This is a genomic window from Hyphomicrobium sp. MC8b (assembly GCF_905067615.1).
Taxonomy (GTDB): Bacteria; Pseudomonadota; Alphaproteobacteria; order Rhizobiales; family Hyphomicrobiaceae; genus Hyphomicrobium_B.
This window is the reverse complement of sequence record NZ_LR898465.1, coordinates 2569894-2593383: the sequence shown is the minus strand read 5'-3', so window position 1 is coordinate 2593383 and position 23490 is coordinate 2569894. Positions and strand designations below refer to the sequence as shown.

Genomic DNA, 23490 nt, shown 5'->3' with positions numbered 1-23490 from the left:
TTGGCGAGAGACATCAGCGGATAAAAGCTCCGCAGTCCGGCCAATCAATGACCCCAGCCTCAAGTAAGAGGCGACACAGCACTATCTCTTCGGATACGCCGTGAAAATATAATCCTTCGCCTGCACGATCGTATGGCAGGTGAATCCGCACTTGGCGTCGTTCTCTTGGGGCGGCGTGTCGGAAGCCGTCGCGGGCGAGAAAGTATCGGTGGCCGGATCGTAGTTGAACGCCGCGTAGCCCCAGCCGCCGCTGTCGGCGAAGCGCTTACTGTCCTTCTCGATGAAGTCGACGTTTTGCAGTTTGCCCGGTACCGTCGCAGGACTAGGTGAGTCCTTGCTCTGCGTCGGCTTCCAATGGATCTTCGCGATCTTCGAGCCTTCGGGGAACGGCTTGCCGTTTTCGGGAATACCTGACCGGTAGGCTTCGATCATCACCGGGTTGGCGAGGATGACCGCCATCGCGCTTTCCGTCTGGCTGACGGCCACGGTTTGCCAGTCTTCGTAGCCTTTGAAGTCGGCGAAGGCGAGGCCGCCGGGAACTTTCAGGCTGTACTTGTCAGGCGCAGCGCGGACATATCCGCCGGCGGCGGCAAGCAGCACCGCGATCATCGCGAACGCGCTAAGTAGCTTTTTCTTTGAGGAAATAGCCGTCGAAATACGCAACATGCACCAGCCTCCAGATCAGGCCGGGAAATATTCCGGACCTGTACGCACGGAAGGAACGTCAGTCTCGATTGCAGGAATATATTCAGGATACGGAGCTTAGCGGCTCTCGCGATTTTGTCGAGAGACCTGCACACGCGCTGTCATAAAAGTGCAAGAGACGAAGCTCAGTCCGATTTGGCCGCCTTCACGGGATGGGCTGCATCTTTCCCGATGACCGTCGTCCATTCCCGCACCCGCCACCGTGTGACGAGGCCTTTGGTGACGTACGGGTCGGCTTTGGCAAAATTCTCCGCCACGGCAGGCGAGCTTCCCGAGAAGAGCAGCATACCGCCATCCGCAGGACCGGCAAACGCGCCGCCGAGAAGGAGTTCGCTCCGCTCGACAGCCGCTCTTGCCAGGACCAGATGCTCGTCGCGAAGGGCCCCGCGTCGTTCCAAGTAGTCCTGAACGTAATCGTAAAAAAGAACGTAGTGCATGATCGCCCCGTCTCGTTTCATCTCGTCGGGGCGACGCAGCCCGCCGGCTCGTTCCTTACACTCCGAGCCCCGCCACCTCCAGCGCGAACGAGAAGTTGAAGGCCGTATCCTTCAAGCCGTCGAAGCGGCCCGACGCGCCGCCATGCCCTGCGCCCATGTTCGTCTTCAACAGCACTAGATTGGCGCTCGTGTTGAGCGCGCGCATCTTGGCGATCCACTTCGCCGGCTCCCAATACGTCACGCGCGGATCGGTTAGACCTGCGAGTGCGAGGATGTGTGGATAGTCCTTCGCTTCGACATTATCGTAAGGCGAATAACTGCGGATGTAGTCAAAGTCGTCCTTGCTCGTCAGTGGATTTCCCCACTCCGGCCATTCCGGCGGCGTCAGCGGCAAATCCTTGTCGAGCATCGTATTCAAGACATCGACGAACGGCACGTCCGCTATGATCGCAAGGAAAAGGTCGGGCGCCATGTTGGCGATCGCGCCCATCAGCATGCCGCCAGCAGAGCCGCCGTTGGCGACGATCCGCCCGCGCGTCGTGAAGCCTTCCGACACGAGATGCTCGCCCGCCGCGATGAAGTCGGTGAACGTGTTCTTCTTCTTCTTGAGCTTGCCGTCGGTGTACCAGCGATAGCCCTTATCCTTGCCGCCGCGAATGTGAGCGATGGCGAAAATAAAACCGCGATCGACGAGCGACAGTCGCGCCGTCGAGAACGCAGCCGGCATTGCGATGCCATAGGCGCCATAACCGTAAAGGAACAGCGGTGCCGAACCATCGAGCGGCGTCGTCTTTTTGTAGAGCAGCGTGACCGGAACGAGCGCGCCGTCCTTTGCAGGCGCGAGCAGGCGGCGCGTCACGTAGTCGGCTGGATTATGTCCGCTCGGAATTTCCTGGCGTTTGCGCAGCGTGCGTTCGCGCGTGGCCATATCGTAGTCATAGGTTTCCGCAGGCGTCGTCAGCGACGAATAGGTGAAGCGGATGCGCGTGGTGTCGAATTCATACCCTGAACTCATGCCGAGCGCATAAGCCTCTTCAGCGAACGCAATGCTGTGCTCGCCGCTGAGATCGAAGAAACCGTCGGCGCTGCCGCCCGCCTTGATCGGCGTCACGACGATACGCGGCAGGCTTTCCTCACGTTCGAGCCGCGTCACGAAATTCTGGAACACGCTGACGTCGAGGATCAATCGCCCCGGTTTGTGCGGGACGATCTCGCGCCAGTTGGCTTCTTCGGGCGCGGCAACGGGCACAATCACCACGCGGAAATCTTCCGCATCGTTCGAGTTCGTCGCGATGATGAGGTTCTTGCCGTGATGCTCGACGCTGTACTGGTGCCCGACACGGCGTGGGGTCACCATCCTCGGACCGGCCGCGGGATTGTCGGCGTCGATCAGATGCACTTCGCTCGTATCGTGATCGTGAATGTCGATGAGGATGAATTTCTGCGACTGCGTTGACGACAGTCCGACGAAGAAGCCTGAATCCTTTTCCTCATAGACGAGCTTGTCTTCGGAAACCGGTGTGCCGAGCACGTGGCTGTAGACGAACAGCGGTCGCTGATGCTCGTCGACCTTGATGTAGAAAAGCGTGCGCCCATCGCTCGACCATTCGAGGCTGCCGTGGGAATCCGGAATTTCGTCGGCGAGATTTTGGCCCGTCGCCAGGTCGCGGATGCGGATCGTGTAGAGCTCCGAGCCCTTGTCGTCGGTCGCGTAGGCGAGCAGCTTGTGATCGTTCGTGTGCGCCGTTGCGCCGAGGTCCCAATAGCTCTTGCCTTCGGCTTCCGCATTGCCGTCGAGCAGGACCTGCGCATCGCCTTGCGAGCCGCCGCGCGGAATCCGGCAAAGCTGCGCATACTGGCCGCCTTTGACGAAACGCGGGAAGTATTCGAACGGCCCGTCCGGTTGCGGCACATGGCTGTCGTCTTCCTTGAGACGTGCCTTCATTTCTTTGAACAGCGTCTCCTGTAGAGGCTCGGTGTGCGCCATCATCGCCTTGGTGTAGGCGTTCTCGGCGTCGAGATGATCGCGGATGTGCCCAGCCAACTCCTGCGGCTGCCGCATCACTTCCTGCCAGTTGTCGGCCCGGATCCACGCGTAATCGTCGGTAAGGGTAACGCCATGATAGGTCGAGACAACAGGCAGACGGTGCGCCACCGGCGGGGAGGGCGGCGCCGTCTCTTCGGCAAGGGCGGTCGTGTCGGAGCTGCCAGTCGTCGGACCAGTCATCGGGCTACAAACCTTTCGATGCTTGAGTGAAGATCGGGGGGATGGTTCTCGGCCGCCCGCGGGCGCACGTCAACGCGGCTCCAGTCACCGAGTAATGATCAAATGCAGATGCCCCCACATCAAGAATTAGTAATGTCGTAATCTAATTCTGCACCGCGATTGACAATGAATGCGACCTGTAGTCAAAGCTTTCGCAAGTGAATTCCAGTTGATCTCGTCGGCTGCATTCGCGTTACTGGGGTTTCCGGCGGACTTCGTCGATTAAATCGGAAAACGGCGGGGTGTCGACATGGACGGGCGGTCCGGGCAGGTTTTTCGACCGGCAGAGGAAGCGGAAGATGAGCACATGGACAGTTCTGCCCAGCCTGAGCTTGTGACGATCACGGCGACGATCGTCGCTGCGTACGTCAGCAACAATTCGATCGCCTCGACCGAGCTTCCGAACCTTATCGCCGAAACGCACGCCGCGCTGAGCCGCGCCGCCGGGCGGACGGTGCCGCAGGACCGCGAAGAGTCAAAACCGAAGATCGCCGTCAAGAAGTCCGTCATGCCGGACTTCATCATCTGTCTCGAAGACGGCAAGAAGTTCAAATCGCTGAAGCGGCATTTGCGGACGCACTACAACTTGTCGCCGGAAGAATACCGCGAGAAGTGGGGGCTGCCGCCCGACTATCCGATGGTCGCGCCGAATTACGCCAACGCCCGCTCGCAGCTTGCGAAGAAAATGGGCCTCGGCACCCGTCGCGAAAGATAATCTGGCAACGGATCAAATTCCTCACGCCGCACCGCTGAACTCACCGGTGAATAAGCTTGGCGAGCGCGTCGCGTTCGTGCTTTAACAATCTGGCGAGACGGGAGTGCCGCGTCAGATCGTAGGCGCGGTCTCCGGCAATGCCGCGGCAGCGCTCTTTCCGCAATTCCCGTTCGATGATGGCGATAATTTTTCGCCGACCCTGATCCGTGCGATCGCCAATTTCCTTCGGCCAAACGGGCAAAAGTTGCAAAGCATCCGGCGCGTAGTTGGACTCTGGCTTGCGAAAGACGGAGCGCCCCGCATCGCCGGACGTCGTCTTGTGTCGATTTGATACGCAGTTGTGCATGACTGGCGACTGTGAGGCCGCCGACGAACGCGGGGATAACTTTCCCAAGTGTCGCCGCCGATAAGGTGAACGTAAGCGCTCGAAAAAAACTTATCCCCGCTGTATCGGGCGCCCGTATTCTGCTCGGCGATGACACAACCGAGACGAATGGCCAGACATGTTCACTCATCCGCGACGGGCGTTAACGTCCGTACGACTGTCAGACCATGGGAAGAAGGGATGACACGGGCCTCGCTTTTGTCGGCCCTGAAGACGCGACAGCGTCTTGTGGCCGATCGCCAAACGGCGGACGACCTGCGCCACCGCCAGACGCGCGTTGCAATTGACTTGGCGATTTCCAACGTCTTCGGCGTTGATGCAGACCTTCTCTGGAGTGGAACACGCGGCGTTCGAGACATCGCCGAGGCGCGTCAGGTCGCGATGTACCTCGCGCATGTTTGCTGCCGCATGTCGCTGACGGAAGTCGGCACGATGTTCGGCCGCGATCGCACCACCGTCGCGCATGCCTGCCTTAAAGTCGAGTGCCGCCGCGACGATCCGAATTTCGATCGCGCGCTGGATGTTTTGGGCTGGGCGTTGCCGACGCTCGTCCAGCGCGACGTAACCACCAATCGGATCAGTCCCCGCGAGGAGATCGAGGAACATCAATGGCTGTAGGAAACACGCGCCGCAACGCAGTCAACGCGCAAGAGGGAAGTGCTACGCCGACGCGCAACCTTGCCGAAAGTCCGCTGGCGTGGCTTGCTCGGCGCAAGGATAAGGACGGACAGCCGATGCTGACCGACGCCGAATTCGACGCTGGCGAAAAGCTCCGCGCGGACTTCTGGTTCGCTCAAATGACGCCGCGCACGACCGCAAACTGGTCGCTTCTGCTTTCAGGCGGCGGTGGCGGCAAGGGCGCGCCGGACATCGGTCCCGACATCCGCGATGCCGTTGTCGCGGCGAAGGAGCGTGTGAAGCGCGCGCTGGCGGCCGTCGGTCCTGATCTCGCCGGAGTTCTGATCGATGTCTGCTGTCACTTGAAAGGTCTTGAAGCCAGCGAGAAGGCAAGCGGCTGGCCGCAACGCTCGGGCAAGATCATCCTGCAGATTGCACTTCGTCAGTTGGCGCGCCATTACGGAATGCTGCCGCCACCGACCACTGCCCACGCCGACCGTCCCGTCCGCGTCCGCCACTGGGGCGCGAGCGACTACCGCCCTGAGATCGATCCTCGGTGAACCTGCCTCCTCGGAACAAGCCCAAGGGCATCATGTCGATATCTTGCGCGCGCTCCCTCGCCATCGTCATGCCGACGGAGGTCGGCACCCAGGCAAGCATCATCGCAACGAATGTTTGGTGCCTGGCTGGATCCCGGCCTCCGCCGGGATGACGGTGGTTAGATGTCTCCATTTGCCATGCGGAGCCGACTAGCAAACTCTATCCTCCGGCCGAGCCCGAGGGATGACGTCGTGCTCGCTTACTTCGCGGATTTGCCCGCCTTCCGGCCCTTACCTGAGCGAGGCGGCTCCGCCGCTTCGTCCGGTAGATCGGGAATGATGTACTTCCAGTAGTTTTCCTGCTTCACGCGCCGCTCGCTCATGGCGAAACTGCGGACCGAGATCCCCGCCTGATGCACCGTCTCGTCCGTGCCGGAGACCAGCGGATGCCACCACGGCAGGTCGCCGCCCTCACCGACGATTCGGTAAGCGCACGACTTCGGCAGCCACGACAGCTCGCGCGCACGCGGAATGTCGATGGCCAGGCAGTCCGGCATTTTCTCGAAGCGGTTGGGGTAGTCCTTGCAGCGGCAAGTGCGGACGTCGAGCATGCTGCAGGCGAGCCGCGTCAGATAAATCTGCGCCGTGTCTTCGTCTTCGAGCTTGACGAGACAACAGCGCCCGCAGCCGTCGCACAGCGCCTCCCACTCGTCGCGACTCATCTCTTCGAGCGTTTTTGTGCGCCAGAACGGTGGATCGTTGCCGTCCAACATCAGGTCTCGCTCTTCCCTTCTGGCTTGAGCCGGGATAACCACAATTTTGTCGACTTGCGACGTCTAACGTCGGCAAACTCGCTTTGCGGCGCGTCCGGCGGATGCGTCGCAATTGCTGTTGCAAATAAAATTCTTGCAGTAAAGGGCTTAAGCCCGCGTCTCGCGCGTGACAAGAGCGACTTGATACGATCGACGCCGGCAAGGGATGGCGCTTCTTGAACGACTGGTTTCACAAGCAGGGCGGACGGGATCGCTTTATCGATTGGCTCGCCATTGATTCGAAGCTCAATTCGTCGCTCGGGGATGCCTGGTCGCGCATCAAGGACTATTGGAACGCTGGCTCGAGCTTTTTCGCGCGCTTTCAGCTTGTCGGCTGGCGGCGGCTGCTGAACGAATTTGCGTCCGAAAGCCTGACGATGCTGTTTGGCGGCTTCGTCGTGCTTTATGGCTTGGCGCTGCCCGCCTTCCAGGAGTTCGACGAAAGCAAGTTTTCGACCGGGCGCTATGCAGTGACGTTCCTCGACGTCAATGGCAATGAGATCGGTCGCCGCGGCATCCTGCACAATGACTCCGTGCCGCTCAGCGAAATACCGGATGTGCTCATTAAGGCGACGCTCGCAACCGAAGACCGGCGCTTCTTTGAGCATTACGGCATCGACGTCTTGGGCACGCTGCGCGCGTTGGTCACCAACGTGCAGGCCAACGAGGTGGTGCAAGGCGGCTCGACCTTGACGCAGCAGCTCGCAAAAAACCTGTTCCTGTCGTCAGAACGATCCGTCCAACGCAAGATCAAAGAGCTGTTTTTGTCGTTCCTGCTCGAAAGCCGGTACTCGAAGAAGCAGATCCTGAAACTCTATTTCGACCGCGCCTATCTGGGCGGCGGCACCTTCGGTGTCGAAGCCGCCTCGCAGTACTATTTCGGCAAGTCCGTCCGCGACATCAACATGGCCGAAGCTGCGGTGCTGGCCGGCCTCTTCAAGGCGCCGACGAAATATTCGCCGTTGGTCGATCTGGCGGCGTCGCGGGCACGAACCAATCAGGTGCTCGATAATCTCGTCGAGGCTGGATACTACACCGCAGGGCAGGTGCACGCCGCGCGCATGAACCCGGCCAAAATCGTCGAGGCACGGGCGACGAGCAGTCCGGACTGGTTCCTCGATTGGGCTTATGAGGAAGTGCAACGCCTCGCCGAAGGCAAGAACCAATACGTACTGACGGCGCGGACGACGGTCGATCCCACGCTGCAACGTCAGGCACAGGAAGCGCTCAACGCGGCACTCCGCAAGGACGGCAAGGCCGACCGCTTTGACTCCGGCGCCATCGTCGTGATGGAAACCGACGGAAAGGTCCGCGCTCTCATCGGTGGCCCCGATTATGGTGAGAGCCAGTTCAACCGCGCGACCCACGCGAAACGTCAGCCGGGATCGTCGTTCAAGGTCTATGTCTACGCGACGGCCATGGAGAATGGTTTCACGCCGGATACGATTGTACGTGATGCCTCGCGGTCGTGCGGAAACTGGTCGCCGTCGAACTATGGCGGCGGTGGTGGATCGGGCGCACGCATCCCGCTGTGGAGTGCGCTGGCTCGCTCACTCAACACCGTTGCAACTGAGTTGTCGTTCGTCGTCGGCCGCGACAAGGTTGTCGAAATGACCAAGCGGCTCGGCATCGAAGGCGTCAAGAAGACCTGCTCGATGGCGCTGGGGGACGGTGGCCTGACCGTGCTTGAGCATACAGGCGGCTTTGCGACGTTCGCCAACGGCGGCAAGCTCGCCAAGCCCTATGGCATTCTCGACATCACGACATCGAAGGGTGATCTTCTCTATTCGCGCGAGCGCGACGAGCCTCCGGCGCCGCAGGTGATCTCGCGGCACGTTGCAGAAGAGATGAACGTCATGCTCAACCGCGTCGTGACCCAGGGCACGGGCGGCATGGCCAATCTTGATTTCACCAACGTCGCTGGCAAGACCGGCACGTCCACTGGACCGAAAGATGCGTGGTTCATGGGCTTCACCGGCAAGTACGTAGCTGGCGTATGGATCGGCAATGACGATAACCGGCCGATGCGCACTGGCGTAACCGGCGGACATCAGGCGGCGCCGCTCTGGCATGATGTCATGACGGTGGCGCACACCGACATGAACATTCCGACGATCCCCGGCCTCGCACCGCATCCGCGGCAGGTCGAAGAACAGCAACGGCTCGCCGAACTCAGAGCACAGCAGGTGGCCGCCGGATTGGAACCTGCACAGACCGACGCGTCCAAGCCGCAGAGCATCATGCCGCCAAAGACACGCGAGGTCTTGAAGGTCCTGACATCGGCGCTGCGCAAGGCAAACGACGAGGGACCGGCGCCCGCACCGGGCAGCGGCGGCGCTTCGCATTTGCCGCTTCCGGTCGATCCGAAAGACATGCCGCAGCCCGCGACCAAGCCGGATCGGCGCGCGACCTTGTTCGGTACCTCGCCGGATGGTCTGTCGCCACCAATTGCAGCTAGCGGCTCCGGCGCGAGGAACCCGGCCACAGCAGTGCCCTGACGGCGGATGCGATAGGAAAGCAAAACGAACGTGGCATCGATCGGACTTGAACCTGCGGCTGCCCCATCGAGACTGAGCGTCTTGCGCGCGATCGTCGGCATTATCGTACGTGCCGTGACGGTCGTGCTCGTTGTCATGCTCGCGATCGGCGCCGGTCTATGGTCAAGCCGCTATATGATTGCGCGGGGCTCACCGCTGTCTGTCGCGACGTATGGACCATGGCAGCAATGGCCGCGCATCGGCCGAGAAAGCGCCGATCCCTACACCAAGGCGCACATGATCTCGACCGGCAAGCTTCGGATCTCGTCCGACAGCGCAGGTGTGTTCGAAGCGCGAACGGATTCAGAAGGCGCGCGGCTGCACTCGTCGTGCAATTACGTCGTCACCGGCGCGAACATGCACGGGCTCTGGTGGAGCATCGGCGTGTTCGACACGCGCGGCAATCTTATCGCCAACGATGCCGATCGTTACGAGTTTACCGCCGACACCATCGCCCCCAATCCGAACGGCTCCTTCGTCGTTACGCTCGGACGTGACGCGCGTCCCGGCAACTGGCTGCCGACAAGCGGCGCGGGCCGTCTCGTGCTGGTGTTCACGGTGCTCGATCCCGCGACCGGCCTGTCATCGGAAGAACGCGCCGAACGCAATAAAGATTTGCCGATCATCAAGCGCGAGGGCTGCTCATGAGGTTGTTGCGCAGCTTCGATTGGCGATTGCTCATCATCTTCTTCCTCGTCGCCGGGATCGTGCATCTCGTCATGACGTTCCTCGCTGTCAACGACACACGCGCCTCCGCCTATACGCGGCTCGCCCATGCCTATCCCAAGAACAAGATGACGATTGCGGACGCCATTGCGCCCCGGCGGCAACCGCTGCCGTTCCTGGCACCTGACGCGCGCTATGCATTCTGTCCGTTCGAAACGAAGAACGGCACGATGCGCGTGAAAGCCCTGTTGCCCGATCTCGGCTGGACGATCGGCGTCTATGCGCCCGACGGCACGAACCTCTACTTCGCCGCTGCATCTGCGGATCGCGAGACGACGATCGACCTGTCTATCATTTCGTCAGAGGATCGCTTTCAGGGATTACCGGTGACGAACCCTGCGAACATCGACCCGCAGCAGACGATTGCCGCCGCGAAGGGCCTCGTCGTCGTTCGTGCTCCCGACAAAGGTGAACCCTACCGCGCCGACGAACTCGCGGTGCTCGCCAAAGCCGCCTGCAAACTCGGCGGCGCATGAGTTTGTCATAGACGGCCACTCAGCGGCCGTGACAGTGGAGGGCGGGGGCGTACACGCCGCCCGTCATTCTCGGCGTCATGCCGGAGGATCGATTTCACTTCTAGCCTCTGCGCGATGAAACCGCGGACCGGCTTTACCCACATCACGATCGCGCAGGAAGCCATCCACGAGAGCAATCCCGCGCAAAAGCCGGGCGGGCGATGCGTCAACGCGCAAGAGAACGCGTGTGCATCAGCTTTCGAGTTCCGGCTCGTTGCGGTGACGCTGCGCTTTGCGTTGGTCGTCCGCATCTTCTTGGCCGGTCCGCTCGTAGATATCCCGCTCGTACCGGACACCGGGAAACAGAACGATTTCTGCAGATGCTGCCGCCCCGCACACTGACAGCATCGATGCTGCCGTGGGCCTCGGCGCGGACTTGAATTCCAGTATTGTCGCCATGGACAATCCCCCGAAGACGCGAGCATCGCTCGCATCGTGCGGCACTTCCCCGCCATGAAGGCTCCCGCCACGGGACTTAAATCGCGATACCAATGTGGCGAGTATGCGCTGCGGCCGCCAGAATCATCGCATCAGATGAATTACAGTCGTCGAGAAGTTAAGAGCTTGTAAACGGCGGAAATGTCCGTGCCATTCTGCGCGCGGCGCGCTGTGGCTATTTCATCAATTCATCGCCGAGGAAGTTGCGGCCCTCGCGGTCTTCGATCTCGACAACCCAGATGTCGCTGTCGAACCCGGCCTCGCGATTGAGCATGGCTTCGGCCTCGGCTTCGGGCACGAACTCGCTTTTGAAGCGTGGCACCCACCGGCGGTCGAAGTCGGCATCGTCGAGGCCCGCTGGCGCTGGCGAGAAGACGGCAGCGGAGCCGTCGGCCCGCACCACCTTGATGAAAATCGCCCCGGCGTCGTCGTCACCATGGCGTGCGATCACACCCATCGCGCCGTTGTACTGACAGCGACGCAAATAGGCTTTGACCCAGATTTCAGATTTAAGACGCATGCGGCCATGTTAGCAAAAGATCGCGGGCGGGCTCTAGCGGCTTGAAGCTTTGGCGATGGCGTCACGCCGCGCCTTGGGCTCGCTTTTCAGGCGGAGCAGGCGGCTTTCCATCGGCCCCGAAATGCGGCCCGTGATTTTCAGCTTCTGATCCGTCTCGAATTCGCGGATGGCGCGCGCGAGTTCCGGCGTCAGCGCCGGACCGGGCACGCCGGTCTGATAGCCGAGGCCCGCGAGCTGCTGCTTGACGGTCCGCACGAGGCTCTCGGCATCGGGCGTCATCGTCTTGCCGGGACGCGCCGAGCTTTGCGACAACGACGACGACCCGAGGATCAACTGGCTCAGCAACTGATCGCTCGGCTCGCTCGTCAGGACGAGGCCGTTGTCATATTCGTAGGCGAAGATGGCGGCGCGGGTCACGAGACCCAGAATGCCGTCGGCCGGGCCTGGCTCGTAGTTGATGTTGTTCAGCTCGCGCTGCACGCCCTTCGTGATCTCGGCGCGAGCTGCGTCGTCGCTGGTGCTGAGCGGGGCGGGCGGCAGAACGCCGTCTGCAGACTGCGTCGGCGCGCCGGGGCCAGGGTCCGTCGGTCCTAGAATGATGCCGGGACCGTCGACCCACGCCGTACGGTCGGTGGTGATGCCGCCGGTTTCGATGCCGTTGTTCGTCTTGGCGCCGGTATTCTGGAAAACGAGCATATTCAGCGCTACGCTCGTAGTCGCCAGCAGCGACACGATGGCTGCAAGCTTTCGGTCCCTCTCGGTCATGTGCCTACGTTCCCTCGTTCCCCCGAGAACGATTATCGGGGCCAGCCGTTAAGACCTCCTTAACTGTCGCTTAAAGCGGTTTCAGACTCGTTAAAACCGCCGCCCGCATTCGAAGCAAATGCGGTTCAAATTGTGCGGCGCAGGCTAGCTTAACCTTGATGCGGAGCTGGTATCGATGAGGGTGAGGGGAAAAGCCCTCGTCCAATCCGCTTCCCGTGCCGGGCGTGTCCTGGCCGTCAGACGCGAAGGTTTGTGTTATGGGTTTGTTACGTCTAGCCACTGTCGCCGCAATCGGCATCGCGCTGCTTCCTTCCGACAAGGAACAGCAGCAACATCTGTATGAGCGCGCCGGAGCGACAGCTGAATGGGTCGTCACCTTCTGCGACCGCAACGCCACCGTATGCACCAAGAGCGCCGAGCTGTGGACCCAGTTCGTTGCCAAGGCGCAGTTCGGCGCTCAGCTCGCCTATGAGATGGCGAAAGAGCATTACGCCGGCGACGGCATGAACACGGCGAGCTTGAAGCTCGACGATACCAAGACCGGTGGCCGCCTCGCTCCGGCCGTCCTGGAACGCGACAGCGGCACTCTGACGCCGCTCGACAAACAGCCCGACTGGCGCGGCAAATCCGCGAACCGCAACGGTATTTGACGGCTAAGCGGCGCACCGCGCCGCCTGCACTCCGGCTGTCGCCCTTGCCCTTTCCCTGTCCGGCCCCCTATGTGTAGGAAATGGTCCGACGTGGTCGGGATCGAAGCCGGGATTTCTCCATGACGCTTGACGACATCCGCGCCGATTTCGCGCTCCTCGACGATTGGGAGGACCGTTATCGCTATGTCATCGAGCTTGGCAGGGCGCTGCCGCCATTCCCGGAGGAGCTTCGGACCGAGGCGAACAAGGTGCGCGGCTGCGCTAGTCAGGTCTGGCTGGCGACGCGGCGGATCGGTGACGCGGGAAAGCCAAGCGCTGGCGATAAGCTCGAAATGCAAGGCATGAGCGACGCCCACATCGTGCAGGGGCTCGTCGCGCTGCTGTTCATCATCTACGGTGGCAAGACGCTCGATGAAATTCTGAAGACCGACGCCGAAGGCATTTTCGCGAGCTTGGGCCTCAAAGAACATTTGACGCCGCAACGCTCCAACGGCCTCGCTTCGATGGTGAAGCGCATCCGCGCCGACGCTGCCGAAATGCTCGCGGCTTAAAATTCGTTGCGTCTAACGCCTTATAAAAATTTCGCCAAACTTATCCCCGCTCTACCCGTGCGGATTATACTGTCTGGTTGATTTCGATTTATGAATATTAGTATTTGTTTTCAACGTCTTATATGATTTTGTCGATTGACAGCGCGACGCTTCTCAGGCATCATTTCTGTATAACGCGGAAAGTGTGAGAGCAGGCTTCGGCCCTGCCACGTGCACATCGCGGTTCCCTGAAAATTCGAAAAGGTCTCCGGCGCATGGCAGCAAGCCCGCGCGCTGCGACCTCCGCGCGTCGAGCATTCCGCTCGATCGCGGAGAGCCGCTCGGCGCAAAAAATTCCAGCTGCTCGGCGGACGGTTTCGAGCGACGTCGCGATGAAGAAGGCGGCCGTTGCCGATGCCGCGGAAACGAAACCGCTGAAGATCTCGAAACCCAAAAAGACGACCGAACGTCCCGCCACTCCGACGGAAGATGACACAGCCCCGCGCCTTGCGGCCGGCTCCCCGCAGGGGAGTCGCAAGGCGCCTACTAAGAAATCCCTCGTTCAGCGCGTCTACAACACGATCGACGGCGAGTTGACGAAACTCGAAAAGCAGAAGGGGCTGACGTCCCAGGATCGCGAGCGCGCATCGCGGGCTCTGTCGCAGATGGTCAACGCATTGGAGAAAGCCGTTGAGATGCAACGCGAGATGACGAAACGGAAAACGACGGGAGCAGGCGGAGCAAGGACCAAGGAGGCGCTCGCGCATGCGGAAGACCTACGCCGCGAAATTGCGGAACGTCTTGAGCGCCTCAATCGCAAGCGGGCGCCTAGCCGACGATCTGAATGAGCTGACCCGCGCCGAATTGGAATTCATCGCCCACGACTGGGAAATCTGGGCGCGAGACGATCAGCTTGCGCCCTCTTTGATGGCGCCCTGCGACTCTGCTCCGCAGAGCCGGCCGCAGGGCGCGGACTTGTTGGACGAGCCTCGCGCAACATCGAGCACACCCGGCGGCCGGCTCCCCGCAGGGGAGTCGCCGGGTGTAATCAATAAAGCCTGGCGCGTGTGGCTGCTCCTCGGCGGCCGCGGCTCGGGCAAGACCCGCGCTGGCGCCGAGTGGGTGAGGAGTCTTGCTTGCGGTGGCGAAGCAGTTGCGTCCGCGGCCTCTCGGAACGCGAGTTCGAAGAACGATCCCACAAGCCCGTGCTCGGCGGCCGGCTCGCGGAACGCGAGTCGCCGAGCACAACAAATAAGAATAGCGCTGGTTGGAAAAACCTTGGCCGACGTCCGCAACGTGATGATCGAAGGCCAGTCCGGTCTGCTCGCGATCCACCCCGCGCATGAGCGGCCGGAGTTCGAACCGTCGAAGCGGCGTCTGACATGGCCGTCGGGCGCAATCGCCGAATTGTTCTCGGCCGACGAAGCCGAAGCGCTGCGCGGTCCGCAGTTCACGGCCGCGTGGTGCGATGAGCTTGCGAAGTGGCGCGGCGCGGAAAGGGCCTGGGACATGCTGCAATTCGCACTCCGTCTCGGCGACGCTCCGCGCGTCTGCGTGACGACGACGCCTCGCAATACCAAGCTACTGAAACAGATCATTGCCGACGAGGCGACCGTGACCGTCAATCTGGCAACCGCCGACAATGCGACGAACCTCGCACCGTCGTTCCTCGCGGAGATGACGCGGCGCTATGCGGGCTCGGCCATCGGTCGGCAAGAGTTGCTGGGCGAGATCGTCGAGGACGCAAGCGATGGTCTCTGGCGGCGGCATTGGATCGAGGAGGCGCGCGTCGAAGCGGCGCCCGAAATGCAGCGCATCGTTGTCGCGCTCGATCCGCCGGTCACGGCGACGGCGTCATCGGACGCCTGCGGAATTGTCGTCGCGGGATTGGGCGTCGATAAGCGCGCCTACGTTCTCGCCGATCGCACGATCCAAGGCCGCACGCCGGAAGTCTGGGCGCACGCGGCGCTGGGCGCGTTCGACGATTATGAAGCTGACCGCATGGTCGCCGAAGTGAACCAAGGCGGCGATCTCGTCATCTCGGTCTTGCAGCGGTTTCGAGAGAATTTCCCCGTCGTGAAGGTTCGCGCCACGCGGGGAAAATGGGTTCGCGCCGAGCCGGTCGCGGCGCTCTACGCGGAAGGCCGAGTGGCACACGTCGGACGCTTCGATGCGCTCGAAGATCAGATGTGTTCCTTCGGCGCCGACGGCACGATGCGCGGCCGCAGCCCAGACCGCGCCGACGCGCTCGTCTGGGCGATTACCGATTTGCTGTTGAGCGACACGATGAAGCCCTCAGTGCGGATGCTTTAGCACCACCACCGTCATGCCGACGAAGAGCCTGCCCCGGCGAAGGCCGGGGTCGGCACCCAGTCAACGATCCACATCTGCTGTATCGCGGGATGGCTGGATCCCGGCCTCCGCCGGGATGACGGTCGAAGTGGGACAAACGCTTTCCTTAAATTTCAAAGGACAGTTCATGTCGCTGATCGACACGTTCGCGAGAATGTTCTCGTCGCGCGCAAGCTCTTCGATTGCGCTCGGCGACTCTCCTTCGTCGAGCCGGCCGCCGAGCGAGATTGATGTTGGACGTGCGTCGCTCAACCAATCCGCGCCTTCCGGCCGGCTCCGCGAAGTGAAGGCGCCCGGTCAGTTCGAAGACTATTTCAACAAGTCCGTGCCCGGCGGCCGGCTCGCGGAACGCGAGTCGCCGGGCACCATCAAAAGCTCAGCTCCAGACACGAACAACAAGGGTTCCTCCGTGGGTCCCCTCATCGCCTATCACACCCTCGGCGAGCCCGTGTGGGCGCCGCGCGACTACGCCGCCTTCGCCCGCGAAGGCTTCATGCAGAATGCCATCGTCTATCGCTGCGTGCGCATGATAGCGGAGGCCGCCGCCTCGATCCCGTTGCTCCTCTACGAGGGCACGACCGAGATTGAGGATCATCCGCTGATCGGGCTGCTCCGGCGGCCGAGCCTCGATCACACCGTGACCGATTTCCTCGAAGCGTGGTACGGCTTCCTGCTCGTGTCAGGCAACGTCTACGCCGAAGCCGTCGCGCTCGACGGTGAACTGCGCGAGCTGCACATCCTGCGCCCCGACCGCATGAAGGTGATCCCCGGCCTCGATGGCTGGCCCGAAGGCTACGAATACACCGTCTGCGGACAATCCGTCCGTTTCATCGACGACGCCGTCGAAGGCGTGCGCCCGATTCTGCACCTGAAGCTCTTCCACCCGATCAACGATCACTACGGCATGAGCCCCATCGAGGCCGCCGCCACCGCGATCGACATTCACAACACGGCATCGAGCTGGAACAAGGCGCTGCTGGACAATTCCGCCCGGCCATCCGGCGCGCTCGTCTATGCGGCGTCGAACGGCCAGATGACGGACGAGCAGTTCACGCGCCTCAAAGGCGAGCTCGAGACGAACTTTCAAGGCGCGCGCGCCGCCGGACGTCCGCTGCTCTTGGAAGGCGGCCTCGACTGGAAGCCGCTCTCGCTGTCGCCGAAGGACATGGACTTCATCGAGGCGAAGAACGCCGCCGCGCGTGAGATCGCGCTCGCGATCGGCGTGCCGCCGATGCTGCTCGGGATTCCGGGCGACAACACGTACTCCAATTATCAGGAAGCCCAGCGTGCCTTCTGGCGGCAAACCGTTCTGCCCCTTGTGAACCGCACGGCAAGAGCGCTTGCGAGCTGGCTGGCACCGGCGTTTGAAACATCGAGCGCACCGAGCGGCTGGCTCCGCGGAGCGGAGTCGCTCGGCGCAAATGAAAACTACGGCCGGCCGCGCGGCACGGGCTTGTTGCTAGAGCTTCGCCCCGATTTAGATCAGATCGAAGCCCTCGCGCCCGAACGCGACGCGCTCTGGAAACGCCTCGAAGCAGCGAGCTTCCTGACGATCGACGAGAAACGCGCGGCGGCGGGGTACGCGCTCGGCGGCCGGCTCGACGAAGGAGAGTCGCCGAGCGCCAAATATAGAGACGACCAACCGCGCGTCCCTGCAGGCCAAACGGGCGGCGGCCAATGGACAGATGGGGGCGGCGGCGGTCAAGGCACCGTACTGCTTGCACAAAATGATCCCTCTTCAGGATATCCGATTGATTTGCGTGAAGAGGAGAGGCTCGGCGGACATGCGATCGTTGAACACGTCGGAGCTAATCCGAAGTATCTAGTTGAGAGAGTTCAAAATGAAGCGGAAAAGGCTATCGATAGCGGTAACGACTTTCGCGGATTTGCAGTGGGTTCTTTTACTTCAATGCAAGCTGCAACCAAGCTTGTGAATTCCGTGGTCTCCAATAACCCCGAGACGTTGGAACAAGTCGTGGCCGGTAAGCTTCCAATCGGTGTTCTGTCGAGCTGGTTCTCGCAGCCCACGGGTTACGAAGCGTATCTTCCTAGATACAATGCTCAGCCATACATGCGGGATACCTACGGCGTGCAGGTCATCATATTGCGTGATAAACGCGCGACTAAGGGATTTCGTGTGCAATCTGCATATCCCGTGAAATAGGGAATTTTTATCGTGGTCGACTTACCCGAACTCGTTATGAACATTTATTGCAAAGGTCTGGTTGGAGGTTTTCCATGCCGCGGCAAAGAAGAATATCTCGAAGACCGAGACTTTCTAGATAAGCTAACGGCACGAGAGTATCATGATTATGAGAGACCCGTGCCCGATCCTACGCAGGACACATATGTCTTGGACGAGCAGCAGTACGATGCGTACCTGGATTTCCGAAAGAGCAGGAGAGAGCGTAGCCTAGGGTAAAGTGCGCGGAATTTTTTGAAGCGCTCGCCCCCGAACGCGACGCGCTCTGGAAACGTCTCGAAGCCGCAAGCTTCCTCACCACCGACGAAAAGCGAGCGGCGGCGGGGTATGATGCGAGTTCTGATAGTTCGCCTTCGCTCAAATATCGCGATGATCAACCACGTGTCCCCGCAGGCCAAACGGGCGGCGGCCAATGGACGGATGATGGTGGCAGCATCAGCGGCACCTCCGACGGCCGCGTTCGCCTCGCGCAAGCCGATGGTGGAAGATCAGGATATCCAATCGACATACTTCAAGAGGATGCGGTCGGCGGCCACACTTACGCGGAACATGTCGGAAAGCCAGAAGGATATTTAAAAGCAAGAATTACGGGCAGCCGCCCCAGTGTTCCTTACATTTTTGGAGTCGGTGAAAAGCGAGCGGGCTCGTTTTCATCCCTGGAAGCCGCTAATAAGCTTGTTAACTCGACCATGGCCGACCCAGAAAATGCGGCAAAAATAGATATGTTTCGCGAGGGAAAATATCGGTTTCTGCTCCCGGAGTTGCGTATCTTTAAAACCTTTTCCTCGCCAACTGGAATTGAGGCCTATGCTCCTGACGATAGGACGCCGCCAATAATGAGAACCACATCTGGAGTAACGGTGAGACTCATAAGGACCGGTAGGGTACCGCGCGGCTACTACGTCGATTCAGCGTGGCCAATGAATGAGGACTGACACGTGCAAATCGATATGCCGATAGAATTTCGTAAGGCTTGCCGGAATCTGGGGCAAGATCTTGCAGGCAAGGTCAGAGCGATGAACCCTGCTGACGCGACTAATCTACTCGTTCAAACCGCGACGATAGGGATTGATAAAAATGAAGCGCACGCGATACGCGCTTTCGTCAGCGATTTATTGAGTAAGGGGCTGACCTCGGAGCAACTGATAGAATTTTGGCGGAAAACTCCAGCGGATATTTATTTCTATGATGGTGAACAAGTCGAAAGATTTCTACGCTCGCTGGACGCCAGCCTCTCACGGCCACCTTATCGAGAGTCCTAATCTAACGCGACGCGCTCTGGAAACGCCTCGAAGCCGCGAGCTTCCTCACCACCGACGAAAAACGCGCGACAGCGGGAGAATAGTTCGTTGTCAGACAGAGACCGGGCCATATTTCAGCTCTACAACGAGACGAGCGGCGTCCGTTTTGCGTTGGAGGTGACAGCCAAAGATCGCATAGCGGCGGTCGAAGGCTTCATCCAGAAATGGCGCGTTCCTGCTTCCGCAGCCGGTCGCCCGCGGCCGGACATTCGTTTTTATGTCGTGACCGACGAGCGGCTTGAATCGCTCAGCAAATTCATGAAGCAGCTCGACGCCAAAGCGGCAAAAAAATAAACCGTCGATCCGGCGAAATTCTCCTATCCGCAATCGCAACGAACGGTGTGCTCATGCATTCGACCGAACCCTTCCTGCTGCCCGCTTCGCTGGCGAAGCGCAGCCGCGCGTTGCCTTTCGAGGCGAAGTCGCTCGACGACGGTGTGTTCGAAGGCTACGCCAGCCTCTTCAATCGCGAGGACTTGGGCCACGACGTCATTGCGCCGGGGGCTTTTCGCGAAAGTCTTCTCAATCGCGGCGCCGCGCGCATCAAGATGCTGTTTCAGCATGATCCCGCCGAGCCGATCGGTGTCTGGGATGAGATCCGCGAAGATGCGCGCGGGCTTTACGTCCGCGGCCGCCTGACGACGGCTGTCGCGAAAGCGCGCGAAGTACTGGCGCTGATGCGCGCCGGCGCGCTCGACGGGCTATCGATCGGCTTCAAGGCGGTAAAGGCGCGACGCGATGCGTCAACCGGCGTGCGTCGCTTGGAGAAAGTCGATCTCTGGGAAATTTCCGTCGTCACCTTTCCGATGCTGCCCGGCGCGCGCGTCGAAAGCGTGAAGACGCGGCCGTTCGCGGTGACCGCGCCGACGATGCGAGAATTCGAGCGCTGGCTCACGCGCGATGCTGGGCTGACGCGAACGGAAGCCCGCGCGGTTCTTCGCTCAGGGTTTCCTGGTCTCAAGGCTTTGCGGGATGCGAGCCGGACCTTCGACGACGATGCCGTGCTCGCCTCTCGCTTCCGCGACGCCGCGCGGCTGATGCTCCATGCGTAACTCCTAATTTCCGTCATCCCGGCGCAGGCCGGGATCCAGTCAGAGCGCGGCCCCTGCGAAAAACGATCCCGGCGAACCTTCCGTCGCGAATGATCGCGCAACGCATGTGTTGACGTTTGTCTGGGCCCCGGCCTTCGCCGGGGTGACGGAGTTGGATGCGAACGACGGCATAAACTTCGACCTTCTACTTGATAGGAAAACGACATGACCGACACGACCACCCTCGAAACGAAGGGGGCGGGCGGGGAAACCGCGCGCGCCTTCGAAGAATTTCTCGAAGCCTTCGAAGCCTTCAAGGAAACGAACGACCAGCGCCTTGCTGACATTGAGCAGCGCGGCACATCCGATACGCTCATCGCAGAGAAACTCGCGCGCATTGAAGAGACGCTCGACTCTGCGAAGCGCGTCTCTGACAACCTCGCGCTGAAAGCTGCGCGTCCGCATCTCGCGGGCGGAAATATGCCGTCCACGTCGCAGCTTGCGCACAAGGCAGCCTTCGACGGTTACGTCCGTCGCGGTGATGCTTCGCGTCTCGCGCGCATCGAAGAGAAAGCGCTGTCTGCCGGTTCGGGCGCCGACGGCGGATACCTCGTGCCTGCTGAAACGGAAGCAGCCGTCAACAGCGCGCTCAAAGCCATCTCGCCGATGCGTGCTATCTCGGGCATCCGCCAGGTGTCGGGCTCCGTCTATAACCGACCGTTCGCGACCACCGGCGTCGGCACAGGCTGGTCGGCTGAAACGGCATCGCGCACCCAGACGACAACGCCGACGCTCGCCAACCTGCAGTTCCCGACGATGGAGCTTTACGCGATGCCAGCTGCATCGCAGACGTTGCTTGATGACAGCATTGCCAACATCGACGAGTGGTTGGCGGAAGAAGTCCGCATCGCGTTTGCCGAGCAGGAAGGTTCAGCCTTCGTCTCAGGCGACGGTACCAACAAACCGAAAGGCTTTCTAGCCTACGACACGGTCGCGAATGCATCGTGGGCTTGGGGCAAGATCGGCTTCGTCGCCAGTGGCGCTGCGGGTGCATTCCCGGCGAGCAATCCCGGCGACAAGATCCTCGATCTTGTTTACGCGGCAAAGGCACCTTATCGCGCCAACGGCACCTTCATGATGAGCCGCGCGACGGTTTCTGCCGTTCGCAAGCTGAAGGACGGCCAGGGCAACTATCTCTGGCAGCCTGCGAATGCACCGGGCGAATGGCCGTCGTTGCTAGGCTATCCCGTCGCCGAGAGCGAGGACATGCCGGACATTGCCGCTGACGCGACGGCGATTGCGTTCGGTGATTTCTCGCGCGGCTATCTCATCGTCGATCGCGCCGGCATCCGCGTGCTGCGCGACCCCTACAGCGCCAAACCCTACGTGCTGTTCTACACGACGAAGCGCGTCGGCGGCGGCGTGCAAGACTTCGACGCGATCAAGCTGCTGAAGTTCAGCGCTTGATTGAAAGCGCTTGGCGACAGCGTTCTGCGCGCTGGCCGCCAAGCGCATCCGATGGCGCGTAGTCCTCGTAACGCACAGGACGATGGTGATCGGTCGAAATTATTACGGTTCGACCAACAACACCGTCATCCCGGCGAAGGCCGGGATCCATGCAAGTCAGCGATCATAACGATTGCCGAAGCGTGTCTGAGTGCCGACCTTCGTCGGCATGACGGAACGTTTGAAGCGGAACGACAGCTTCGACATTCGACGTGACGAAGGGAAAACTTCTTCCCGCACGGGTTCCCCTCCCGCCCGTGCGGGATGCGTGCGGAGCCGCGACTTCCCCCTGGTCGCGGTTCCGCATTTTCAATTGTGCCTTACGACGCCGCTACGCGGAGCCGGCTGTAAGGCACGGCCTTGTTGGAAAAGAACGGCAAAGCATCCATGCGCTCGGCGGCCGGATCGCGAGTCGCAGAGCGCAATCAAATAAGGAACATCTTCATGTCACTCGTGATGACGAGCCCGCCAGCCGCGGAGCCGGTGACCGTGGCCGACATCAAAGCGCATCTGCGCATCGACGAGAGCGACGAAGACATCCTGCTCGCGAGCCTGCTGCTGACATCGCGGATGCACATCGAAACCGCGCTATCTTTGGCGCTTATCACGCAGTCGTGGACGTTGCGTCTCGATCGTTGGCCACGCGGCCGAAGTTTGGAGTTGCCGCTGGCGCCGCTGCGTGCCGTAGATGAAGTTCGCGTGAAAGACGCAAGCGCCGCGGCGAACATTGTCTCTGCGGAAAGTTATCTTGTCGATCTCGCTGCGCGTCCGGCGCGCCTCGTATGGAACAATGTCGTGCCGCCTGCGCCGCAAGTTCCTGCGGGCGGGATCGAGATCGATCTCAGCGCAGGTTTTGGAGCCGACGGCGAAAGCGTTCCGGCTCCGCTGAAGCACGCCATCCTCATGCTTGCGGCCCATTGGTACGAGCACCGCGATCCGAGCGAGATTGGCACGAACGGCGCCCGCATTCCCGATGCCGTCTCAAGTCTCATCAATCCGTTCCGGACAATCAGGCTATGAAAGCACCTGTGAGAGTTGGCGATCTGCGCCATCGCGTCATCATCGAAAGCGCGGTACGAACCAGCGACGGCGCAGGCGGTTCAACGACCGAGTGGAACACCGTCGCTGAAGTCTGGGCCGCGATCTGGTCGCGCACTGCGGATGAAAGTTTCACGCTCGATCGCGTGGCGGGAACGGCGTCGCATGACATCTGGATCCGTCATCGCAGCGACGTGACGCCCGCCATGCGCTTCCGCTGCGGTGCGCGAATCTTCGATATTCTCGGCGCGATTGACGTCGAAGACCGAAACGCGTGGCTGAAGTGCCCTTGCTCGGAACGCGACCTATGAAAATTCAATCAAGCATCGTCGGCATCGGCCAAACGGCCGAAGTGCGCGCCGACGCACGCATTCGTCAAGCGTTGGCCGAACGCGAGACTGAGCACACGCAACGGCCGCGACGCGCGCCTCAGGCAGGAGAGCGGTCGCCAACCTCATCAGCTCAAGGAGGCAAGTGATGTCAAGCGCCGCCCTTGCGCTCCAGCAGGCCATCTTCGCGAAGTTGACGACGGACGCTGCGACTACCGCAGCTCTTGGTGGGCCGCGCGTCTATGACGACGTTCCGACGCGTGCGGAGTTTCCTTTTATGACGTTCGGCCAATCGACAGAGCGCGATTGGTCGACCGGAACGGACGAAGGCTACGAGCACACGGTGACGCTGCATATCTGGTCGCGCGGCTACGGGCGAAAGGAAGCGCAAGCTCTGATCGCCGCGGCGCGTGACGCACTTCACGATCAAGCGCTCTCGCTAGCGGGACATCGCTTGATCAATCTGCGTCATGATTATTCCGAAGTCCGCCGCGACCGCGACGGCGAAACCTTCCACGGCATCGCGCGCTTTCGCGCTGTAACGGAAGTGGAATGATCTTCCTCGTCATTCT

Annotated in this window: 28 protein-coding genes; 20 read left to right on the top strand and 8 right to left on the bottom strand. The window is 61.1% G+C overall.

Annotation, left to right across the window (positions count from 1 at the left end):
• Positions 1–81 precede the first annotated feature (81 nt).
• The 3 genes from ACLB1Z_RS12430 to ACLB1Z_RS12420 all read right to left on the bottom strand — a co-directional run bounded on the left by ACLB1Z_RS12430 (position 82) and on the right by ACLB1Z_RS12420 (position 3369).
• Complete coding sequence (locus tag ACLB1Z_RS12430; RefSeq protein WP_409560141.1) at positions 82–666, bottom strand: cytochrome P460 family protein; 585 nt, start codon at positions 664–666, stop codon at positions 82–84.
• A 164-nt stretch (positions 667–830) separates the two neighbouring features.
• A complete protein-coding gene (locus ACLB1Z_RS12425; protein ID WP_409560140.1) occupies positions 831–1142 on the bottom strand; it encodes a YciI-like protein in 312 nt (103 codons plus the stop codon).
• A 55-nt stretch (positions 1143–1197) separates the two neighbouring features.
• Complete coding sequence (locus ACLB1Z_RS12420) at positions 1198–3369, bottom strand: S9 family peptidase (protein ID WP_409560139.1); 2172 nt, start codon at positions 3367–3369, stop codon at positions 1198–1200.
• Between the two features lie 346 nt (positions 3370–3715).
• On the opposite strand from ACLB1Z_RS12420, the gene ACLB1Z_RS12415 reads away from it, so the two are divergent.
• From ACLB1Z_RS12415 to ACLB1Z_RS12405, 3 genes are all read left to right on the top strand, one after another.
• Complete coding sequence (locus tag ACLB1Z_RS12415; RefSeq protein WP_024275924.1) at positions 3716–4123, top strand: MucR family transcriptional regulator; 408 nt, start codon at positions 3716–3718, stop codon at positions 4121–4123.
• 565 nt (positions 4124–4688) lie between these two features.
• On the top strand, positions 4689–5126 hold the full coding sequence (locus ACLB1Z_RS12410) for a helix-turn-helix domain-containing protein (protein ID WP_409560138.1): 438 nt from the start codon (positions 4689–4691) through the stop codon (positions 5124–5126).
• Positions 5117–5686 (top strand): DUF6456 domain-containing protein, encoded by a 570-nt coding sequence (locus ACLB1Z_RS12405; RefSeq protein WP_409560137.1) that lies wholly within the window; start codon positions 5117–5119, stop codon positions 5684–5686. Before ACLB1Z_RS12410 ends, ACLB1Z_RS12405 begins: the two co-directional genes overlap by 10 nt.
• Before the next feature lie 239 nt (positions 5687–5925).
• On the opposite strand, the gene ACLB1Z_RS12400 is transcribed toward ACLB1Z_RS12405, so the two are convergent.
• The gene (locus tag ACLB1Z_RS12400; RefSeq protein ID WP_409560136.1) at positions 5926–6438 is read right to left on the bottom strand and encodes a YcgN family cysteine cluster protein; all 513 of its coding nucleotides are present in this window, start codon (positions 6436–6438) and stop codon (positions 5926–5928) included.
• Positions 6439–6653: 215 nt separating this feature from the next.
• On the opposite strand from ACLB1Z_RS12400, the gene ACLB1Z_RS12395 reads away from it, so the two are divergent.
• The 3 genes from ACLB1Z_RS12395 to ACLB1Z_RS12385 are packed head-to-tail and all read left to right on the top strand — an operon-like array spanning position 6654 to position 10216.
• Positions 6654–8975, top strand: a complete 2322-nt coding sequence (locus ACLB1Z_RS12395; protein ID WP_409560135.1) for a transglycosylase domain-containing protein — start codon at positions 6654–6656, stop codon at positions 8973–8975.
• A 30-nt stretch (positions 8976–9005) separates the two neighbouring features.
• Positions 9006–9662 (top strand): DUF1214 domain-containing protein, encoded by a 657-nt coding sequence (locus ACLB1Z_RS12390; protein WP_409560134.1) that lies wholly within the window; start codon positions 9006–9008, stop codon positions 9660–9662.
• The gene (locus tag ACLB1Z_RS12385; RefSeq protein WP_409560133.1) at positions 9659–10216 is read left to right on the top strand and encodes a hypothetical protein; all 558 of its coding nucleotides are present in this window, start codon (positions 9659–9661) and stop codon (positions 10214–10216) included. Before ACLB1Z_RS12390 ends, ACLB1Z_RS12385 begins: the two co-directional genes overlap by 4 nt.
• A 231-nt stretch (positions 10217–10447) precedes the next feature.
• On the opposite strand, the gene ACLB1Z_RS12380 is transcribed toward ACLB1Z_RS12385, so the two are convergent.
• The 3 genes from ACLB1Z_RS12380 to ACLB1Z_RS12370 form a co-directional block, all read right to left on the bottom strand.
• The gene (locus tag ACLB1Z_RS12380) at positions 10448–10654 is read right to left on the bottom strand and encodes a hypothetical protein (protein WP_409560132.1); all 207 of its coding nucleotides are present in this window, start codon (positions 10652–10654) and stop codon (positions 10448–10450) included.
• Positions 10655–10868: 214 nt separating this feature from the next.
• On the bottom strand, positions 10869–11213 hold the full coding sequence (locus tag ACLB1Z_RS12375) for a DUF1491 family protein (RefSeq protein WP_013948021.1): 345 nt from the start codon (positions 11211–11213) through the stop codon (positions 10869–10871).
• Between the two features lie 33 nt (positions 11214–11246).
• Positions 11247–11978, bottom strand: coding sequence for a peptidoglycan-binding protein (locus tag ACLB1Z_RS12370; protein ID WP_409560131.1), 732 nt, complete (start codon positions 11976–11978; stop codon positions 11247–11249).
• A gap of 257 nt (positions 11979–12235) precedes the next feature.
• On the opposite strand from ACLB1Z_RS12370, the gene ACLB1Z_RS12365 reads away from it, so the two are divergent.
• The 11 genes from ACLB1Z_RS12365 to ACLB1Z_RS12315 all read left to right on the top strand — a co-directional run bounded on the left by ACLB1Z_RS12365 (position 12236) and on the right by ACLB1Z_RS12315 (position 21512).
• Positions 12236–12628 (top strand): DUF5330 domain-containing protein, encoded by a 393-nt coding sequence (locus tag ACLB1Z_RS12365; protein ID WP_409560130.1) that lies wholly within the window; start codon positions 12236–12238, stop codon positions 12626–12628.
• A gap of 119 nt (positions 12629–12747) precedes the next feature.
• Positions 12748–13179: a SufE family protein gene (locus tag ACLB1Z_RS12360; RefSeq protein ID WP_409560129.1), complete on the top strand. Its 432-nt coding sequence runs from the start codon at positions 12748–12750 to the stop codon at positions 13177–13179.
• 254 nt (positions 13180–13433) lie between these two features.
• Positions 13434–14006, top strand: a complete 573-nt coding sequence (locus tag ACLB1Z_RS12355) for a hypothetical protein (protein ID WP_409560128.1) — start codon at positions 13434–13436, stop codon at positions 14004–14006.
• Entirely contained in the window at positions 13924–15471 is a 1548-nt protein-coding gene (locus tag ACLB1Z_RS12350) for a DNA-packaging protein (RefSeq protein WP_409560127.1), read from the top strand. Before ACLB1Z_RS12355 ends, ACLB1Z_RS12350 begins: the two co-directional genes overlap by 83 nt.
• A gap of 166 nt (positions 15472–15637) precedes the next feature.
• Positions 15638–17674, top strand: a complete 2037-nt coding sequence (locus ACLB1Z_RS12345; protein ID WP_409560126.1) for a phage portal protein — start codon at positions 15638–15640, stop codon at positions 17672–17674.
• A 366-nt stretch (positions 17675–18040) separates the two neighbouring features.
• Complete coding sequence (locus ACLB1Z_RS12340; RefSeq protein WP_409560125.1) at positions 18041–18289, top strand: hypothetical protein; 249 nt, start codon at positions 18041–18043, stop codon at positions 18287–18289.
• Positions 18214–18648 carry an RNase A-like domain-containing protein gene (locus tag ACLB1Z_RS12335; protein WP_409563272.1) on the top strand — a complete coding sequence of 145 codons (435 nt, stop codon included), beginning with the start codon at positions 18214–18216 and terminating at the stop codon, positions 18646–18648. The genes ACLB1Z_RS12340 and ACLB1Z_RS12335 overlap by 76 nt, the downstream gene beginning before the upstream one ends.
• A gap of 3 nt (positions 18649–18651) precedes the next feature.
• Positions 18652–18975, top strand: a complete 324-nt coding sequence (locus ACLB1Z_RS12330) for a hypothetical protein (protein ID WP_409560124.1) — start codon at positions 18652–18654, stop codon at positions 18973–18975.
• A gap of 87 nt (positions 18976–19062) precedes the next feature.
• Positions 19063–19308, top strand: a complete 246-nt coding sequence (locus tag ACLB1Z_RS12325) for a hypothetical protein (RefSeq protein WP_409560123.1) — start codon at positions 19063–19065, stop codon at positions 19306–19308.
• 53 nt (positions 19309–19361) lie between these two features.
• Positions 19362–20066, top strand: a complete 705-nt coding sequence (locus tag ACLB1Z_RS12320; RefSeq protein ID WP_409560122.1) for an HK97 family phage prohead protease — start codon at positions 19362–19364, stop codon at positions 20064–20066.
• A gap of 204 nt (positions 20067–20270) precedes the next feature.
• A complete protein-coding gene (locus ACLB1Z_RS12315; protein WP_409560121.1) occupies positions 20271–21512 on the top strand; it encodes a phage major capsid protein in 1242 nt (413 codons plus the stop codon).
• Between the two features lie 156 nt (positions 21513–21668).
• Here ACLB1Z_RS12315 and ACLB1Z_RS12310 read toward each other — a convergent pair whose 3' ends face one another.
• Positions 21669–21791 carry a hypothetical protein gene (locus ACLB1Z_RS12310; protein ID WP_409560120.1) on the bottom strand — a complete coding sequence of 41 codons (123 nt, stop codon included), beginning with the start codon at positions 21789–21791 and terminating at the stop codon, positions 21669–21671.
• Between the two features lie 204 nt (positions 21792–21995).
• On the opposite strand from ACLB1Z_RS12310, the gene ACLB1Z_RS12305 reads away from it, so the two are divergent.
• From ACLB1Z_RS12305 to ACLB1Z_RS12295, 3 genes are all read left to right on the top strand, one after another.
• On the top strand, positions 21996–22571 hold the full coding sequence (locus ACLB1Z_RS12305) for a head-tail connector protein (protein WP_409560119.1): 576 nt from the start codon (positions 21996–21998) through the stop codon (positions 22569–22571).
• On the top strand, positions 22568–22900 hold the full coding sequence (locus ACLB1Z_RS12300) for a phage head closure protein (protein ID WP_409560118.1): 333 nt from the start codon (positions 22568–22570) through the stop codon (positions 22898–22900). Before ACLB1Z_RS12305 ends, ACLB1Z_RS12300 begins: the two co-directional genes overlap by 4 nt.
• 166 nt (positions 22901–23066) lie before the next feature.
• Complete coding sequence (locus ACLB1Z_RS12295) at positions 23067–23474, top strand: DUF3168 domain-containing protein (RefSeq protein WP_409560117.1); 408 nt, start codon at positions 23067–23069, stop codon at positions 23472–23474.
• Positions 23475–23490 lie beyond the last annotated feature (16 nt).

Bases quoted from the DNA above. Each gene is read 5' to 3' on its own strand.
- ACLB1Z_RS12365 (WP_409560130.1), top strand. From the start codon at position 12,236: ATGGGTTTGTTACGTCTAGCCACTGTCGCCGCAATCGGCATCGCGCTG.
- ACLB1Z_RS12370 (WP_409560131.1), bottom strand. From the start codon at position 11,978: ATGACCGAGAGGGACCGAAAGCTTGCAGCCATCGTGTCGCTGCTGGCG.
- ACLB1Z_RS12375 (WP_013948021.1), bottom strand. From the start codon at position 11,213: ATGCGTCTTAAATCTGAAATCTGGGTCAAAGCCTATTTGCGTCGCTGT.
- ACLB1Z_RS12420 (WP_409560139.1), bottom strand. From the start codon at position 3,369: ATGACTGGTCCGACGACTGGCAGCTCCGACACGACCGCCCTTGCCGAA.
- ACLB1Z_RS12320 (WP_409560122.1), top strand. From the start codon at position 19,362: ATGCATTCGACCGAACCCTTCCTGCTGCCCGCTTCGCTGGCGAAGCGC.
- ACLB1Z_RS12360 (WP_409560129.1), top strand. From the start codon at position 12,748: ATGACGCTTGACGACATCCGCGCCGATTTCGCGCTCCTCGACGATTGG.
- ACLB1Z_RS12405 (WP_409560137.1), top strand. From the start codon at position 5,117: ATGGCTGTAGGAAACACGCGCCGCAACGCAGTCAACGCGCAAGAGGGA.
- ACLB1Z_RS12345 (WP_409560126.1), top strand. From the start codon at position 15,638: ATGTCGCTGATCGACACGTTCGCGAGAATGTTCTCGTCGCGCGCAAGC.
- ACLB1Z_RS12350 (WP_409560127.1), top strand. From the start codon at position 13,924: ATGCGGAAGACCTACGCCGCGAAATTGCGGAACGTCTTGAGCGCCTCA.
- ACLB1Z_RS12385 (WP_409560133.1), top strand. From the start codon at position 9,659: ATGAGGTTGTTGCGCAGCTTCGATTGGCGATTGCTCATCATCTTCTTC.
- ACLB1Z_RS12380 (WP_409560132.1), bottom strand. From the start codon at position 10,654: ATGGCGACAATACTGGAATTCAAGTCCGCGCCGAGGCCCACGGCAGCA.
- ACLB1Z_RS12315 (WP_409560121.1), top strand. From the start codon at position 20,271: ATGACCGACACGACCACCCTCGAAACGAAGGGGGCGGGCGGGGAAACC.
- ACLB1Z_RS12340 (WP_409560125.1), top strand. From the start codon at position 18,041: ATGATGCGAGTTCTGATAGTTCGCCTTCGCTCAAATATCGCGATGATC.
- ACLB1Z_RS12400 (WP_409560136.1), bottom strand. From the start codon at position 6,438: ATGTTGGACGGCAACGATCCACCGTTCTGGCGCACAAAAACGCTCGAA.
- ACLB1Z_RS12305 (WP_409560119.1), top strand. From the start codon at position 21,996: ATGTCACTCGTGATGACGAGCCCGCCAGCCGCGGAGCCGGTGACCGTG.
- ACLB1Z_RS12355 (WP_409560128.1), top strand. From the start codon at position 13,434: ATGGCAGCAAGCCCGCGCGCTGCGACCTCCGCGCGTCGAGCATTCCGC.
- ACLB1Z_RS12425 (WP_409560140.1), bottom strand. From the start codon at position 1,142: ATGCACTACGTTCTTTTTTACGATTACGTTCAGGACTACTTGGAACGA.
- ACLB1Z_RS12430 (WP_409560141.1), bottom strand. From the start codon at position 666: ATGTTGCGTATTTCGACGGCTATTTCCTCAAAGAAAAAGCTACTTAGC.
- ACLB1Z_RS12410 (WP_409560138.1), top strand. From the start codon at position 4,689: ATGACACGGGCCTCGCTTTTGTCGGCCCTGAAGACGCGACAGCGTCTT.
- ACLB1Z_RS12300 (WP_409560118.1), top strand. From the start codon at position 22,568: ATGAAAGCACCTGTGAGAGTTGGCGATCTGCGCCATCGCGTCATCATC.
- ACLB1Z_RS12415 (WP_024275924.1), top strand. From the start codon at position 3,716: ATGGACAGTTCTGCCCAGCCTGAGCTTGTGACGATCACGGCGACGATC.
- ACLB1Z_RS12295 (WP_409560117.1), top strand. From the start codon at position 23,067: ATGTCAAGCGCCGCCCTTGCGCTCCAGCAGGCCATCTTCGCGAAGTTG.